We start from the raw sequence: 15,853 nt of genomic DNA on the forward strand, positions 1-15,853 counted from the left end.
TGAGGTTTTCATTGATTTTTAGATAATTATGGAATACAATGGCCTAAGTGACCAGGAAGTAATCGCAAACCGAAAGGCTTTTGGGAGTAATGCCATGGGTGAAAAAAGTAAAAACCCTATTTGGGGAATTCTGCTCGAAATCATCAAAGAGCCATTGTTTATTATTTTGCTCGTTGCTTCCTCCGTTTACTTTATTCTTGGCGAAACCACCGAAGGCTTCATCATGTTGGTGGCCATTGGCTTGGTCTCAGGGATATCTATTTTCCAGGAAAACAAAAGCCGAAATGCGGTAAATGCACTCAAAAAGCTTTCAAGTCCACAGGCCAAAGTTTACCGAAACAGCAAAATCGTCACTATTCCTACCGAAGAGATCGTCGTCAAAGACCTTATCCTGGTAGAGGACGGGAACCTGATTCCTGCAGATGCCAAGATTATCGAAGCTCATGATTTTTCGGTCAATGAAAGTATGCTGACGGGTGAGTCACTTTCGGTATCCAAAGATCAGTCTTCTGAATCCTCGATGATCTATCAGGGGACCATGGTCGATTCAGGCAACTGTGTCGCGGAAGTTCAGGTAGTTGGAAAAGATACTGCTTTGGGAAAAATCGGTACTAGTCTTGAGGAGATCGAACAGACCAAAACCCCTCTTCAGGAACAGATCAAAAGCTTTGTCAAATCCATGGTCATTTTTGGAGCCATTGCTTTTTTATTGGTGTGGGGGATCAATTATTACCATTCACGTGATATATTAAACGCCCTCCTTCAGGGACTGACCTTGGCGATGTCGATTTTGCCGGAGGAGATTCCTGTTGCTTTCAGCACCTTTATGGCATTGGGGGCATACAGGCTTTACAAAAACAAAGTCATCACCCGAAGTCCTTATACCGTGGAGACGCTCGGTGCAGCCACTGTCATCTGTACAGACAAAACAGGAACCTTGACTGAAAATAGGATGGAGCTCCGTGCTATATTTGATTGGAAAATGGAAGAGGTTCAGGATTTTACTGAAAGCAAACCTGTATTCAGTCAGACTTTGGAATATGCGCTTTGGGCTTCCGAGATCCTTCCATTTGACCCGATGGAAAAATCCATACATGATTTTTATGCGAATCTGGCAATTGTCGATGAGCGAGCCGGGGCCAAAATGTTACATGAATATCCGCTCAGTGGAAAGCCTCCTGTCATGACGCATATTTTCCAAAAAGAGAACGGGGAAAAAGTAATTGCTGTCAAAGGAAGTGTTGAGGGGGTGCTTGATCAGTGTAGCTTATCTGAGGCAGATTCCAAAAAAATATTGGCGCAGGTGGAGCAATTTACCACCACGGGATTCCGGGTTTTGGCTGTAGGCAGGGCGGACCCAAAAATTGAAACTTATCCTAAAACACAGCAGGAGTTTGATTTTGAGTTTTTGGGTTTGTTGGCATTTTATGATCCACCAAAGAAAAATATAGAAAAAGTCTTAAAGACGTTTTATAAAGCTGGAATTGAGGTCAAAATGATTACCGGAGATTATCCCCAAACAGCTGCAGCCATCGCAGCGCAAGTGGGACTTAAATCAAAAGGAGACATGCTGACAGGAGAGGAAGTCATGGCAATGGAGGAATCAAGTCTTTGTCAAAAAGTCAAAGAAACCCATGTCTTCGCGCGCATGTTTCCTGAAGCCAAACTCAGGATAGTCGAAGCGCTCAAGAAAAACGGAGAAGTCGTGGCCATGACGGGAGATGGGGTCAATGACGGTCCGGCATTGAAAGCCGCCCATATCGGCATTGCCATGGGTAAGCGTGGCAGTGAAGTGGCCAAGTCTGCAGCAGCCCTTGTCTTGGTGGACGATGACCTTGGTCACATGACTGAGGCAGTGGCTTTGGGAAGAAGGATCTATGAAAACCTAAAAAAGGCGATTCAATACATCATTTCCATCCATATCCCCATCATTTTGGTGGTGTTGTTGCCCTTGGTTTTTGGTTGGGAATTTACCTTGATTTTTACTCCGATTCATGTGATTTTCCTAGAGTTGATCATGGGTCCGACCTGCTCCATTGTCTTCGAAAATGAACCTATTGAACCGGATTCCATGAACAAACCTCCCCGGAAAATGTCCCAGAATTTCTTTTCCTGGAAGGAACTCTCCTTGAGTGTGATTCAGGGATTGATGGTCACGGCGGCATGTCTGGGTTTTGGCTTTTACCTGATGAAGACAGGTCAAAATGAATCCATAGTGAGGACTTTGATTTTCTCTACCCTGGTTTTCAGTAATATTTTCTTGACTTTGGTCAACAGGTCTTTTTACTTTTCCGTCCTGAAGACCTTGAGTTATCCAAATAAACTTGTGCCTTTGGTTTTGGGGATTTCGCTTTTACTTTTGGTATTGATATTGACAGTCCCCGCATTAGTAACCGTTTTTGATTTTGAACCTGTTGGTATCAAATGGTTGCTCACTTCTCTTGGATTGGCTTTTTTAGGAGTTATTTGGATAGAAGCGTGGAAATTTTTTCGGAGAAAGAAAGGAATGGGTGTTTAGAATTAAAAATTCTGAATGATGAATGACACTCCGTGTTCTCTGTGTCCTCCGTGGAAAAAATTATCAATCCCAATTGCGAACCTTGGCGAAACCTTAGCGACCATTGCGATTAAAAAATATCCAGCTTCTGGAGAAGCAGGATAACTCAAAAAGGAATGAATAATTCATATTGATGAATGAAATCTACAAGCCAAGCTATCCATGGTTTAAATTTCCACCTGCTTTAGCTGGTGGTCAATTGGCGAAACAATAGCTTTTCCGGCTTTAGCCAAAATAAGAAAAATTGTTTGTGAGGACACAAATATAGGAAGAAGGAGACTAGGGACGAAAGATCCCACAAGGATCAAAATATTTTATTTACCCCGAGTGAGGAACGAAACTCGGGGTTAAAACAGAAAACAGCGATTCCGGTTTTTAGCCGGAACAAGGAAAAGGAAGATGATTGCATCCCGCTAAAAACAGGGAAGAAAATCCTTTGCGAACCTTGGCGAAACCTTTGCGCCCATTGCGATTAAAAAATATCCAGCTTCTGGAGAAGAAGGATTACGGCGGAAGAAATTTCAAATCCCAAAAAAACGAAAATGCATAGATACAATCTACCTTTGGTAGGGAAACCTATTGTAAAAAAATGAGTTATTAAGTCTACTTTCCTATTGTCAAAGAATCCTTAATAATTACAAATGGAACAGATCCGAGCATATTTCAACAATTTTTTGCCTCTCACTGACAATGAATGGGACGACTTTTCGGCCTGTTTCAAAAAAGAAACATATTCAAAAAAGGAATATTTGTTGCTTGCCGGAGAATCCTGCGACTTCATTGCCTTTATTGCTGAGGGGGTTTACCGTTTTTATTATCTACAGGAAGGGGAAGAAAAAGTAACCGCATTCTTTTTTCCGGGTGACTTTGTGACCAATTACAGAAGTTTTCTGACCGGTAAACCTTCTGAGCATTTTATCGAAACATTAAAGCCATCGGTAATTTATAAAATCCACAAACAAGACTTGAATTTGCTGTATGACAGGTATAAAAACATCGAACGTCTTGGTAGGTATATAGCCGAAAACCTATACCTGACTGTGGCAAAAAGGCTCGACTCTTTTTTACATGATAATCCTGAAAACAGATACCAAGAACTGTTAAACCGAAACTCAAAACTTCTTCAGGAAGTCCCTCAATACATGCTTGCCTCCTACCTAGGCATCAAACCGGAGACTTTGAGCCGTATCAGGGCAAGAAAATAACCTCTATGATCATTTCTTGACTTTGGTCAATGAAATTCTTTTTTGAGCCACCGACATTCGTACCATTATTAACAATTTAAATATTGGTAGAATGAAAAAAGTAATATTATTAGTGGCTATTGTATTCTCTTCGGTGATGCATGTCCACGCTCAGGAAATGTCTTCCCCCTCCAAAAGATGGGGCGCAGAATTAAATATCCTTTGGCCGATTTTTCCGGGTAACATTTACAAGGGTCAGGTAACTTACGAAACTTGGAGGAAAAATGACCTTGCAGGCGATGCCTATGTGGGTTTTCACATCAGACCTTCAGAATTTAGGGAGGATGAAGGGGATTTTGCCAATTATGCACTGACTTTTGGTTACAGGCAATTTTTTTGGAAAGGACTCCATGCAGAGATATATCAGGCTATCGGCCCGGGATTCAACACGAACAATGCCATTGATGGCAAGGATTACACAAGTTGGGATTACGAAGTCGGATTGTTGTTAGGATATCGCCTTGAGCTTTTCAAAAAGGAGAAAAGAGATAAAATGAAATTCAGCCCTTACCTGAGTACACAGCAAGGTTTTTACTATTTGGCTGCACAAAGCAACCCGCATCCGATCAAAAATTCCGAAGGAGAGCGGCCCTTCTATGTAGGGACACTCAATTTGGGAATAAGGTTTTGATGCCTGACTTATCGGCCAAATCATTTTTGCCCAACTTCCGATCCAATTAACAAAAACGAACCTATAAAAAAGTGGAGTCCAGAAACCACCTTTCAAAAAAACGGGGCCAAACCGAAAAGCCTTATGAGTAGGACTACAATCTATAATCATATGAAAAAAATAGTTTTAAACCTGATTTCCGTCTTGACTTTATCTCTCCTGTTAACCTCATGCTACTCCCTTACCTATTCGGTGGGAAAAGGACCACAGACAGGAGTTGATCTAAAAGAAAAAAACCACTACTTCGTCTATGGTCTAGCCAAAGGCAAAACTTCTGACCCAACCAAAATGGCGGGGGAAGCAGAAGATTATGAAGTGAACATCTCCCATACTTTTGTGGATGGCTTCATTTCTGCCATTACGTTTGGGATTTATAACCCGACCACTACAAAGATTACCAAATGACAGCATTTAATGCTCTCAAGGTCAAAGGGAAATCAAATAAATATCTTTGTTCGTGAAAGTCAATGCAACCGAAGCTATCTATGAAGACCTGAGAAAGAGGTTTGAAAGAAAAAGCAAAAGCGGAAAAAGCGGTGCTTAACCAAAAGAAAATTTGATTGATTTATTGGATAAACCCATTGGGGGCCGAACCATTTGGTTCGGCTTTTTTTTATTGAGCAAAAAAAAAGAGTTATTTCCAAACCCCATCCTTGACCTCCCAGACGAAAGCGCCGAATAAAATGGTGGACGTCCGAGCAAATAGGCGCAACGATAGTGGAAAATAGAAGAACTATCCTTTGAGGCCCTTCGCGAAAACTTTGCGCCCATTGCGGTTTAAAAAATCCTGCTTCTCAAGAATCTGGATAGCGGAATTTGTTTACACATAATTAAAATTTATAATAAATATTAAAAACATAAACTTTTATTTATGTAAATTTTCTTCGAATTTTGACTCAACCAAAAAAAATCCTCAATTATGAAAAAAATCACAATAGCAAAAGGCGACGGTATCGGTCCTGAAATCATGGATGCTACCTTGGACATTATCCTTGCGGCAGGTGCCAAAATTGAAATTGAAGAGATCGAGGTAGGAGAGAAGGTCTACCTGTCCGGAAATACCTCCGGAATCGCAAATTCCTCATGGGATATCATCAGGAGAAACAAGATTTTTTTGAAAGCTCCGATTACGACTCCTCAGGGTGGAGGATATAAAAGCTTAAACGTGACGACAAGGAAATTTTTAGGATTGTATTCCAATGTGAGACCTTGCAGAAGTTTACATCCCTTTGTAGCTACAAAGCATCCGGTCATGGATGTGGTGATTGTAAGGGAAAACGAGGAAGACCTGTATGCAGGAATTGAGCACCAGCAGACAGATGAGGTGGTTCAATGCCTCAAATTGATCAGCCGCCCGGGCTGTGAAAAAATCGTCAGGTATGCATTTGAATATGCGAAACAACAAAATAGAAAAAAAGTAACCTGCTTCACCAAGGACAATATCATGAAGCAAACAGATGGCCTTTTTCATAAAGTCTTTGACGAAATCGCAAAAGAATACCCCGAAATAGAAAACGAACATTGGATCATCGATATCGGTGCGGCAAAGTTGGCGGACAGCCCCGAAGCATTTGATGTGTTGGTAATGCCAAACCTCTACGGAGATGTTTTGTCTGATGTAGCGGCGCAGATCGCAGGTTCAGTAGGATTGGCTGGTTCAGCCAATATCGGTGAAGAATGTGCCATGTTTGAGGCTATCCATGGTTCTGCACCACGCAGGGCCGGCCAAAACCTTGCAAATCCTTCAGGATTGCTTCAAGGTGCGATCATGATGCTAAACCACATCGGACAGTCGGATGTCGCCGAGAAAGTCCAAAATGCATGGCTCAAAACCATAGAAGACGGGATCCACACTTACGATATTTTCAAAGAAGGAGTAAGTAAAGAAAAAGTGGGTACCAAGGAATTTGCACAGGCAGTCATAGCAAGACTAGGGCAAAAGCCTACAGTATTCCCTGCTGTACACTACGACAAAAACATTCCTATGGTATTGCCAAAATACAAGAAAAAGCAACCTGCCAAAAAAGAATTGGTAGGGGTTGATGTTTTTGTCCATTGGAATGGCACCAGTGCAGATGAGATTGCCGGAATCGTTCAGAAAATGAATTTCGGTGAAATCAAACTTTCCATGATTACCAACAGGGGAATCAAAGTATGGCCTGAGGGATTTGAGGAGACTTTCTGTACAGACCATTGGAGATGTAGATTTAAGCCAAAAGAAGGCTCAATAATGTCAAAAGCTGACATCATTGAACTCCTTGCAAAGGCTTCCCAACTTGATATAGATGTGATCAAAACTGAAAACCTTTACTTCTTTGATGGGGTCCAAGGATTTTCCTTGGGTCAAGGTCAATAAAAATAGCATACTAATAAATAAAAAGGGTGGGGATTTAGGTCCCCGCCCTTTTTTGATTTTTGAAATTAATGTGTTTTTAAAGTTATGTCCTAATTTTTAAAATTGGCCTCTGTTTGGCTTTTACATAATTAATAGACTTTAGATTTTTTGGCAGGCTTGCCGTAAGTGGATTTACTTTTGGAAATATTGTTCTAAATTCCAATCTAAAATCCATTTATCGATATGGGCATATTCAGTGCAATCAGCAACAAGGAAATCAAGAAATCGGAAGCTATCCAGGGGCAAGACCTGAGGGAAGGGCTTTTTAACTTTATTCAGGCGGAGCATCCTGGATTTGGTTTTGACAGTTTTATTTCTTTGGAGGAATTGAACAAGTACCGGAGGCATTTCATGACTGCTTTGATTTCGGAAGAAAAAGGGGAGTTGGTGATGCTAGACCGAAATGTCATGGAAGCCATAAAAAACAATTCAATCCTTTCTGAAAACATCCAAGACGAAATCGAAGGCAACCTTACTATTGGCCAAAGAATGGCGGATAGGATTGCAACTTTTGGGGGAAGCTGGACTTTTATCATCGTCTTTTTTTCTTTTATATTGGTTTGGATGTGTATCAATATTTGGTTGCTTCATTCAAAACCATTTGATCCATATCCCTTTATCCTTTTGAACCTGATTTTATCCTGTCTGGCAGCAATTCAGGCCCCAATTATCATGATGAGCCAAAACCGGCAGGAACAAAAGGATAGGCAACGCGGAGAGCATGATTACAAAATCAACCTGAAAGCCGAACTCGAGATCAAGCTCCTGAGTGAAAAAATAGACCACCTCTTAGTCCACCAAAGCAAAAAACTTTTGGAAATCCAGGAAATCCAAACCGATTACCTGGAAGACCTTATGAAGCAAATCAAAAAAAATCCTTGAGGCTAGGTTTTTTTTGAATCAATAGATTAAAACTTTGATCTGGATCTAAAGTAAAGAGGCTGTCTCAAAAAATAAGACAGCCTCAGTATCAATTTAAAAACCGATATAACTAAACTAAAATTTCAATTTTTCTTAGACTTGCTGAAATCAAAATTCTTTTGGACGGTAAATTGGATGATATCCATTTTGATGTAGTTTCCTTTGACTTGATCCCATTGGTTCATATAGCCAGTCTGGAAGCTCGTGTTTTTGTCCAATCTGAATCCAATTCCTAGATAAAGCCAGTTCCTTGCAAATGAAATAGGTCTTAATTTACTGTCTTGATTAAACCAGAATTCATTGAATGTATTGATGAAAAAAGCTTTTTCTGATTCTTTCAAATGGTACACGTCAAAAGTTGCTGTAATCCGATACCTGAACCTGTTGGCATAATCATCCCCAGTCTTGACCCAATCGCCGTTTTCATTGTCGATATGGTCAAACCACCTGTTTTCCTGCCTAAATCTGTTCTGAAAATGGACCTTACCGATATCAAATTTCAATAATGCCTGTTGCCAGAAGTTGTTTTCTGTTGATGCGATGGGCAAAGGATAAGGTGCATTTGGGTGTGTCCTGATATGGGAATACCCAAGTGAAAATTCAAGTTGATCGTTTACTTTATAATCAATCGAAGGTCTCCAAAGAAATTGGCCTTCCCCCTTAAAAAACCATTGGTTTCTTTGGTGAAGTTCGTTGGTCATATACCAGTGTTTGGAAAACTTAGCTCTATTCAAAAGCAAAGCCCAAGAATTGGTAGGTGCATACAAGGTTTGCTGGCTAAATACTGCCGGCGAAAGCAATAAGCCGAAGCAGAGCATTAGAATGAATTTATATTTATTTTTCATTTCATTTTTTATTTTGTTGGTTTGAACCGGAGGAGTTCAAAATTTCAATTATTCAATTCGAATTCCTCTAGCTCATAGACTTTGTAATTGTTTTTGAATACTATTCCCTTGATCAGAGGCTTTGAATCACCTTCCCTGAAGGAATAATTTTCCAGATAATTTTGTAGATAAGTGAACTGATACCTAAGGTACACCATGGCAGTAAAAAGGCTGTCTGAATACTTCAGTAGGTCTTTTTCCATTACGATTTTAGTCTCTGCCAATACCCTTGCAAATTGGTATGTTTGGTCGTTGGCTTTGAAATCCCTAATCACCTCCTCTTGGACTTGGCAAGGATGGTCTGCTAATAGGATGATTTGTCTATAGTGGAAGATATCTATCGCAGAGCTCACTTGTTGGAGGGTAAATGGTCCTGCAGCTACAAGGTTCAGCCCAAATACCGACATCAACGTGAGGTTAGAATTTCCTTTCAGATAGGAATCACCTTTCCAGTCATTGCATGCAATGATCAGGGTTTTGGTTCGTATGTCTTTCAGGTATTCAGAAAGGGAATCAGTGTGTGGTTTTATCATTTGTTTTACTTTTCTTAAGCTTTCTGCCTGCGAGGTGATGCTCTGAGTTTTTTTCTAAATGGTCCATGCCACTTAGGACGAATTTTCCTCCTCCATGCTCATAGTCATGCTGATAATGATGGAGGTTTTCCAGAACAGTATGGTCTACCAGATTGGCATTGCTAAAATCTATGCGGATGGTTTTCGCCCTTGGAAGTTCATCCAATGATTTTTTCAATTTGATATAATTGCTGAATACTGCGGAATGAAACACATCGACGGTATATTCATCCTCTTTTTCAGTAACAGTAAATAGGGGTTTGAAAATATATTTCAGAGGCAGACCATTGGCAAGGTGAATGATAAACTTGGTCAGGATACCCACACCGATTCCCACAAGCAGGTCAGTCGCCAAAGTGAAAATGATCGTCACTAAGAATATTGCAAGTTGTTCTTTACCGATTTTGTAAGTGTGGTAGAATGATTTTGGAGAAGCGAGTCTGAATCCTGTAAATACCAGCATTGCTGCCAATGCGGCCAAAGGAATCTGGTGGATGAGCATTGGGAAGAATGCCACAAAGATCAATAAGAACATTCCGTGGAAGAAGTTGGCCCAAGCCGTCTTTGCTCCATTGTTGATATTGGCAGAGCTACGGACGATTTCTGAAATCATAGGAAGACCACCGATAAATCCTGCAAGCGTATTACCAATACCCACTCCCACAAGATCCCTGTTCATGTTGGATTTCCTTTTATAGGGATCGAGGCCATCAATTGCTTTAGAACTCAATAATGACTCGAGACTTCCCACCAAGGCAAACATGATGATGTACTTGATAGATACCATGGAAAATACCTGTGAGAAATCCGGGAAGGTGATGGCCGAAAGAAGGTTGTCCGGCAAAGTCACCAGAAATTTTGGACCAAGGGTATATTCATGTCCATCCAAAAACAGGTAGCTGTGCTCATGATCCAAGTCAAAATACCTGCCAATCGGAATGGCAATCAAAATCACCAAAAGAGGTGCAGGGATCATTTTCAGGTATTTGTTTTTGATAAGGGGAAATAAAAAGAGGATCAATAAACTAATAAAACCGATAATAGCAATCTCAGGATTAAGTTCCTTGAAAGCGTGCGGAAGCTCAGCAAAAAGCTCCAAAGTCTCGCTAGCCTCAGGCTTTACGCCTATCATGGTAAACAGCTGCTTGGCGATGATGATGATCCCGATCGCAGCAAGCATCCCATGGACAGCAGCCGATGGGAAGAAGTCAGCGAGTACTCCGGACTTGACCCAGCCAAATATGACCTGCAAGATCCCGGCTGCGACTACGACCGCTAGGGTGAGTTTGTACCCCAGCATCGCATCACCTTGACCAAGTTCTGTGACAGCACCTAAGGCTATGATGATCAATCCTGCCGCAGGACCTTTGATGGTAAGCTGTGAGCCTCCAAGAAAGGAAACTAAGAGTCCACCGATGATCGCTGTAAATATCCCCGCAACAGGGGGGAATCCGGATGCCATGGAAATCCCAAGACATAGAGGCAGCGCAATTAGAAATACCAGAAAGCCTGAAGTCAGGTCTGACTTCCAGTTTTGACGGAGACCTGGGATACCGGTCAATGGGGTTTGAAATTTTTCAGTTTTCATAATAATGGCTTAAGAAGATTTAAGTGCTTTTTCGTGATAATTTTTGATGTGGGGGCCTAGGAAAAGCCGGGAATATATTCTGATAAGGGCAATACCACCTATGATAAAGCTGAGTGAATCAAAGAAGGCCAGGAAATATTGGTCCTCATGGATATGGCTGAAGATCAAGTCCATACCGATAAATGTGGGAGAAATGGGAAATGCCATCAATCCCAAGGTGGCAATCAGGAAAAGCAAAGCCTGTTTTTGGTATTCATACACATGTCCGTAGTATTGGTTCATGTCAAAATGATCAGGTTCTTTTTTTCTGATGTTTTCAAGTATTAAATACCCAATGATGCCAAAGAAGGACACCCCACTGAGATAGATCAGTGTTTGACTATAGTCAAAAGCTTCATTAAAAGAGACAGCAAGCCCGATCATAAAATGGTTAGAAATGACCAGCATCCAAGCCAGTATCGGATAATTCCGTTCCGAAAAAGCCTTGAACACCATCATCATTCCCATAAAAGCGATTGTACCTGGTAAGAAATAAAACAGTCCTGAGGGTATATATTCCTCATGGAAATAAAGGTAGAGCCCGATCGCATAAAGTGGCAGGAAATACAGCAACAGGTTTCTGGGTGTAAGGAAATCAAGTCTGTGTCCGATTTTTTTGATGGGAGAAAAAACCCATTTGTTCATAAACGAATCCAGATTCCATTCTTTGAGGGAAAGTATATAAAGGCTGTATTCCAGACGTTTTGGAAATGAATCTTCAATAGGGACTTCTTTTGGCTTGAAATGGTAAAACTGATCCCTTATCATGTAACTCACTACTGAAGGAGATACCAAAAGCTGGTAAGTCCTTAGAAAAGCATTTCCTGCAAAATGGATCAATGCAAGCGTCTGCAGGCCTAGAGCCACCTCTATAAACATGATCCCTATCTGTGCAATGGAAGCATATGCGATCTGGGCTTTGATAGAAGATTGGACCCTGGCAATCGGATAAGCTACTACAGCGGTCGCTAAGCCCAAGAGTCCGATAAGTATCCTTGCTGTGATCTGATGTTCCCAGAAAGGGAAAGTCCGCAGCAATAAGAAAACCCCGAAGTGTACTGACAGCGAACCATAGAAAATAGCACTTGAAGGTGTGGGTCCTTCCATCGCTCTGGGAAGCCAGGATGAAAACGGCAGTTGGGCTGATTTTGCTGCTGCAGCTACCAAAATCCCAATTGCGATAAAAAGCCCGATTCCACCGTGTTCAGACAAATGGCTGAGAACCTGACTTTCATTGTTCAGTTTAAGGAATGTAATGTTTTCGTGCCAAAGATGATGGCTTGCCCACATGGCAAGAATAATCCCGACATCACCTATCCTGTAGATGGAGAAGACCCTCACCGCATTTCTGACCGGCAGATACCTGGTTCGATAGAAAGCAATCAGCAAGAAGGAAGATATCCCCAACATCTCCCATCCAATAAACAGAGTCTCGAAATTCCCTGACAATGCAGTGATATTGTATGCTACAAAAAAGAAGAGGATAGAGTTGAAGAATCTCTTATAGCCATCTTCAAGGTGTAGGTAATACCTGCTGAACCTAGTAATCAGGAAAGTGACAAAAGCTCCTACAAAGAGGTAAACTGCCGACACTTTGTCGAAATAGAAGTCGATCAGAAACTGGTAATCATGATGATCATAAAGCGCAAATTCTGAAATATTGACAGGCACTCCTTTTAAGGCAAATACCCAATAAACGGTATATGCGACGATGACCAATAGTTGAAGACTGACTGTAATGAACGCTATTCTGGCCAGGCTTTTTTCATTTTTCTCTGGCAACAGCAAAGAGAGAATAAATCCCAAAATTGGAATGGCCACTAAGCTGCTGATGATGATTTGATTTTCCATAATTAGCTAAGTAGATATACCGGTAGATTTTCAGAGGAAGAGACCAGTATTTCCTCTAGGTTTTCGGCGACGTTGATTTGTTTGGTCAGTGGCAAATAGGGGATAAATGATCCTTTTTGAAATAACAATGCCTCTTTGGTTTCAGGATGAATAGCAACCAATTTGACCCAATCATTAAAGAACCATTCATAAGTGGGTTCATGGGTTTGGATAGTTTTCAAAATGGTATCCGGAAAATGCTCGATAGTGATCAGGATTCTTAGGGGATCATGAATATTGATCATCTGCTTGGGCAATCCTGTTCTAAGATCCCCGTCAATGCCATTGGCAACACCTATCAGCCCCATGACATTATGTGGTAATTTGGTACCGGCACCGAGGCGGTCATTGTCCACTCTTGAGAAATAATATTCAAGATTGATACCACCGCAGACAGGGGCCACTGCTTTGACAATATTCAACAGGTATTTTCCTTCAGGATCAATGCTGTAATCATATGAATTAAGGAATGCCCTCTTGTCAAAAAAGAGACGCTTGTTGTTTTCCCTTTTTCCAATGATACATAGTGCATTGGTGGCATGGTTCCATTCCGGTCTTGGCTCAAACAGAGATAAAGCTCTCAGTTTGATCTTTTTGCGGATTTTGTCCGCCTCCATGGTGGAATCTACATTGTCAAACCTTCTTGACCTTTCTTTCGCATTGTAATCGAGGGCGATTTCGAAAGTTCCAAGATTATGCTGGTGCATCAGGCTGTTTTTTTCAGTAAGGATATCAGTATCATAAAATTCCATCTCATCTCTCGTGGTGTCATGCAATCCACCAACAAATTGAGTGCTGTCAGGAATATTGATTCCTCTTTCTTTCAAAGCATTCCTGACCTCAGGATTGTTGCCAAAGTTGGCACCCACACGCGCATTGACCGATCCTGCCCTTCCGCTGCAGGCACCACAATCATATCCTGCATAATGGGTGTTGTTGACCGAACTGGCACCATGTCCGATGATATATACCAATGGCGCAAAATCTTTGACAAGGCCAATGGATCTTAGCATGCCCTCAAGACTGTTGGTCATTTCTTCCAAAGTGAATCCCACCTGAAGACCATGATACTTGTGGTCCGGTTTTTTACATTCAATGGTGAGTTTTCCTTTGGGATCCATGTGGCTGAAAGAAGACACCATGGCAGGCGTCGGGCCAGGTCTTAGGATGTTTTTGGCCATTTTCACTGCAGACCAAAAACCCATTGTCTGCGAAATTGCCCATCCGCCAAATATGCCTTTAGTATGCTTACTGAAATGCGTATCCTTTTCATGCCTCAGTCCGGCTTCAGATTCTCGGATGACATGGACCGGAGTGACAGGCGCAGGGCAAACTTTGGTCATAAATTTGCCATGCTCAGGTTGGAAGTAAAACGGGATATTAAAAAATCCTGCTGTTCCAAAGGTCTGACAATCAGGAGCAAAACGCTCAATATATCTTCTGATAGAACAGCACCTGTCGTCTATACAGAACAAAGCCTGAAAAGAGGGTTGCTCATTTTTTGGATCCTTATTTTGACTATGTTGGAGTCCCATGATGACCTGGTCAAAGTAGGTCCACTCAAAGGCTTCCTGCCAAAGTTTCTGGACTTGGAAATATTCATTTTCTTCAGGCTTGATCAAAATCGGGATCAATTCTTTGGGAATATTTTTTACTAAAGGTTCCCAGCCTTCACCCAATCTCCTATCCAAAGCATCAATCTCCAAAAGGCACTCCAGAAAGATAAGGTCATATAAGGACACCTGTTTTCTGTCCAGCAGGCTTTGAGGTTGTTGTTCTAGAACAGCTACCATCCCGGACCATCCTGGATGCCCAAATTGTTGGTCAAATAGGTATTGCCTAAAAAAGGCCCGGTCCCCAACCAAAATATAAAGTAAATCTTCAAGGCTGGTTTTATTGTCCAAGAGAAGATTTTTTGCCCTGTTTGTTTTCAAAAGGTTTGTAAAGCTGTTTGATTCCAAGTTTCGGACAGCAGTCAGCAATCCCTTTGAAGGAACAGGGAATTTCCATATCGCAATTCCTTGATCAAGATAACTCCCCAAGACCCTGAACAAGGTCATGTGAGTCTCTTTGTCCAGGTTTACATGGTAGTGGCTTTTCCAGATCTTATTCAATCTGCCTATTAATGGTTCCGGCTGGCTTTTATAATCCTTTTCGAGCAAATTCATCTTCCATTGTTCAAGGTTTTCCTTGCCTTTCTGGGAGATGATAACCCTTTCCAAAATGTCAGGATTGATTTTTTTGCTTTCAAATAGCGCCCTGAAAGTTTCGACAGGGAGATAAGTTTTGTAACCGAAATTTTCCGAAGCCATCTGTAATGCATCATGAAAATTCAAATTCTGGAATGCGTGTAGCGTATTGTGGTGCACAAAGTCTTTTAAAGGAGCTTGAGCAGGCAGGTAATGACCCAATTCATGGATGATATGATTGAGGTCAGATGACACGTGTGGCGTCATTTGTTTGGATTTAGGATGAAAATAAAATAGAAATGGATAATCGGGCAGAAAAGAAAGATATGCCCCGGTAAATAGCCTTAATCAGGCAAAAAACTTATGCTAAATGGACTCTGAAATTCTTGAATAGAATATAAAGTGGTGCTTTTCCTTCAAAGGAAGGTATTTTCAAAGATTGGTTTGCTGCGCCGGATATTTTAAAAAAAGCAGGAACAGCGGGAATATTTTCTGACAGCAAGCCATAATTCAAGCTTGTTTCGGATTTTTCTTCTTCTTCCTCAGTTTCGAAAGTAGCTAAATCAGAATGATGGCTGATTTGAAGGGATATATGTGGAATAGAGACCTTAGTATTGCAGATCTCGTAAAAAGTACCCTCACTCTTATTTTCATAAATTTCAGAAAGATGAAAGAGATGAAATCCAAAGACAAAAAGCATAGCCAAAATAAACGGCCGCAACAGGCTATTTATGGAGGCAAAGCTATTCTTGGAATTCTTTAACATTATTTTCAAAATCAAGCTTTAAATTTAGTGTATTCCCCGATGAAATCCAGTGTTTTTTACAAAAAATTTATTTTTCACATTTTTCAGAAGGTAAAAGTACCAGATCAACAATTTCCAATATCTTTCACACATTAAAAT

The 15,853-nt window shown here is 41.1% G+C and carries 12 protein-coding genes; 6 read left to right on the plus strand and 6 right to left on the minus strand.

The window, feature by feature from the left end; genetic code table 11:
- Positions 1-28 precede the first annotated feature (28 nt).
- From ACZFYI_RS05865 to ACZFYI_RS05890, 6 genes are all read left to right on the plus strand, one after another.
- Positions 29-2,518, plus strand: coding sequence for a cation-translocating P-type ATPase (locus ACZFYI_RS05865; protein WP_462523187.1), 2,490 nt, complete (start codon positions 29-31; stop codon positions 2,516-2,518).
- 680 nt (positions 2,519-3,198) lie between these two features.
- Positions 3,199-3,762, plus strand: coding sequence for a Crp/Fnr family transcriptional regulator (locus tag ACZFYI_RS05870; protein ID WP_462523188.1), 564 nt, complete (start codon positions 3,199-3,201; stop codon positions 3,760-3,762).
- A 91-nt stretch (positions 3,763-3,853) separates the two neighbouring features.
- A complete protein-coding gene (locus tag ACZFYI_RS05875; RefSeq protein WP_462523189.1) occupies positions 3,854-4,432 on the plus strand; it encodes a hypothetical protein in 579 nt (192 codons plus the stop codon).
- Positions 4,433-4,582: 150 nt separating this feature from the next.
- Positions 4,583-4,876: a Bor family protein gene (locus tag ACZFYI_RS05880; RefSeq protein WP_462523190.1), complete on the plus strand. Its 294-nt coding sequence runs from the start codon at positions 4,583-4,585 to the stop codon at positions 4,874-4,876.
- Positions 4,877-5,390: 514 nt separating this feature from the next.
- The gene (locus ACZFYI_RS05885) at positions 5,391-6,827 is read left to right on the plus strand and encodes an NADP-dependent isocitrate dehydrogenase (protein ID WP_462523191.1); all 1,437 of its coding nucleotides are present in this window, start codon (positions 5,391-5,393) and stop codon (positions 6,825-6,827) included.
- 222 nt (positions 6,828-7,049) lie between these two features.
- Positions 7,050-7,748: a DUF1003 domain-containing protein gene (locus ACZFYI_RS05890; RefSeq protein WP_462523192.1), complete on the plus strand. Its 699-nt coding sequence runs from the start codon at positions 7,050-7,052 to the stop codon at positions 7,746-7,748.
- A gap of 122 nt (positions 7,749-7,870) precedes the next feature.
- Here the strand turns inward: ACZFYI_RS05890 and ACZFYI_RS05895 are convergent, their stop codons facing one another.
- The 6 genes from ACZFYI_RS05895 to ACZFYI_RS05920 form a co-directional block, all read right to left on the minus strand.
- Positions 7,871-8,632, minus strand: coding sequence for a DUF2490 domain-containing protein (locus ACZFYI_RS05895; protein WP_462523193.1), 762 nt, complete (start codon positions 8,630-8,632; stop codon positions 7,871-7,873).
- A gap of 44 nt (positions 8,633-8,676) precedes the next feature.
- On the minus strand, positions 8,677-9,204 hold the full coding sequence (locus tag ACZFYI_RS05900) for a hypothetical protein (RefSeq protein ID WP_462523194.1): 528 nt from the start codon (positions 9,202-9,204) through the stop codon (positions 8,677-8,679).
- Positions 9,185-10,831, minus strand: a complete 1,647-nt coding sequence (locus tag ACZFYI_RS05905) for a SulP family inorganic anion transporter (RefSeq protein ID WP_462523195.1) — start codon at positions 10,829-10,831, stop codon at positions 9,185-9,187. Before ACZFYI_RS05905 ends, ACZFYI_RS05900 begins: the two co-directional genes overlap by 20 nt.
- Before the next feature lie 9 nt (positions 10,832-10,840).
- Positions 10,841-12,721, minus strand: a complete 1,881-nt coding sequence (locus ACZFYI_RS05910) for a proton-conducting transporter transmembrane domain-containing protein (protein WP_462523196.1) — start codon at positions 12,719-12,721, stop codon at positions 10,841-10,843.
- A gap of 2 nt (positions 12,722-12,723) precedes the next feature.
- On the minus strand, positions 12,724-15,216 hold the full coding sequence (locus ACZFYI_RS05915) for a YbcC family protein (protein WP_462523197.1): 2,493 nt from the start codon (positions 15,214-15,216) through the stop codon (positions 12,724-12,726).
- Between the two features lie 94 nt (positions 15,217-15,310).
- Entirely contained in the window at positions 15,311-15,715 is a 405-nt protein-coding gene (locus tag ACZFYI_RS05920) for a hypothetical protein (protein WP_462523198.1), read from the minus strand.
- Between the last annotated feature and the right edge of the window lie 138 nt (positions 15,716-15,853).

This window comes from Aquiflexum sp. (genome assembly GCF_977115555.1).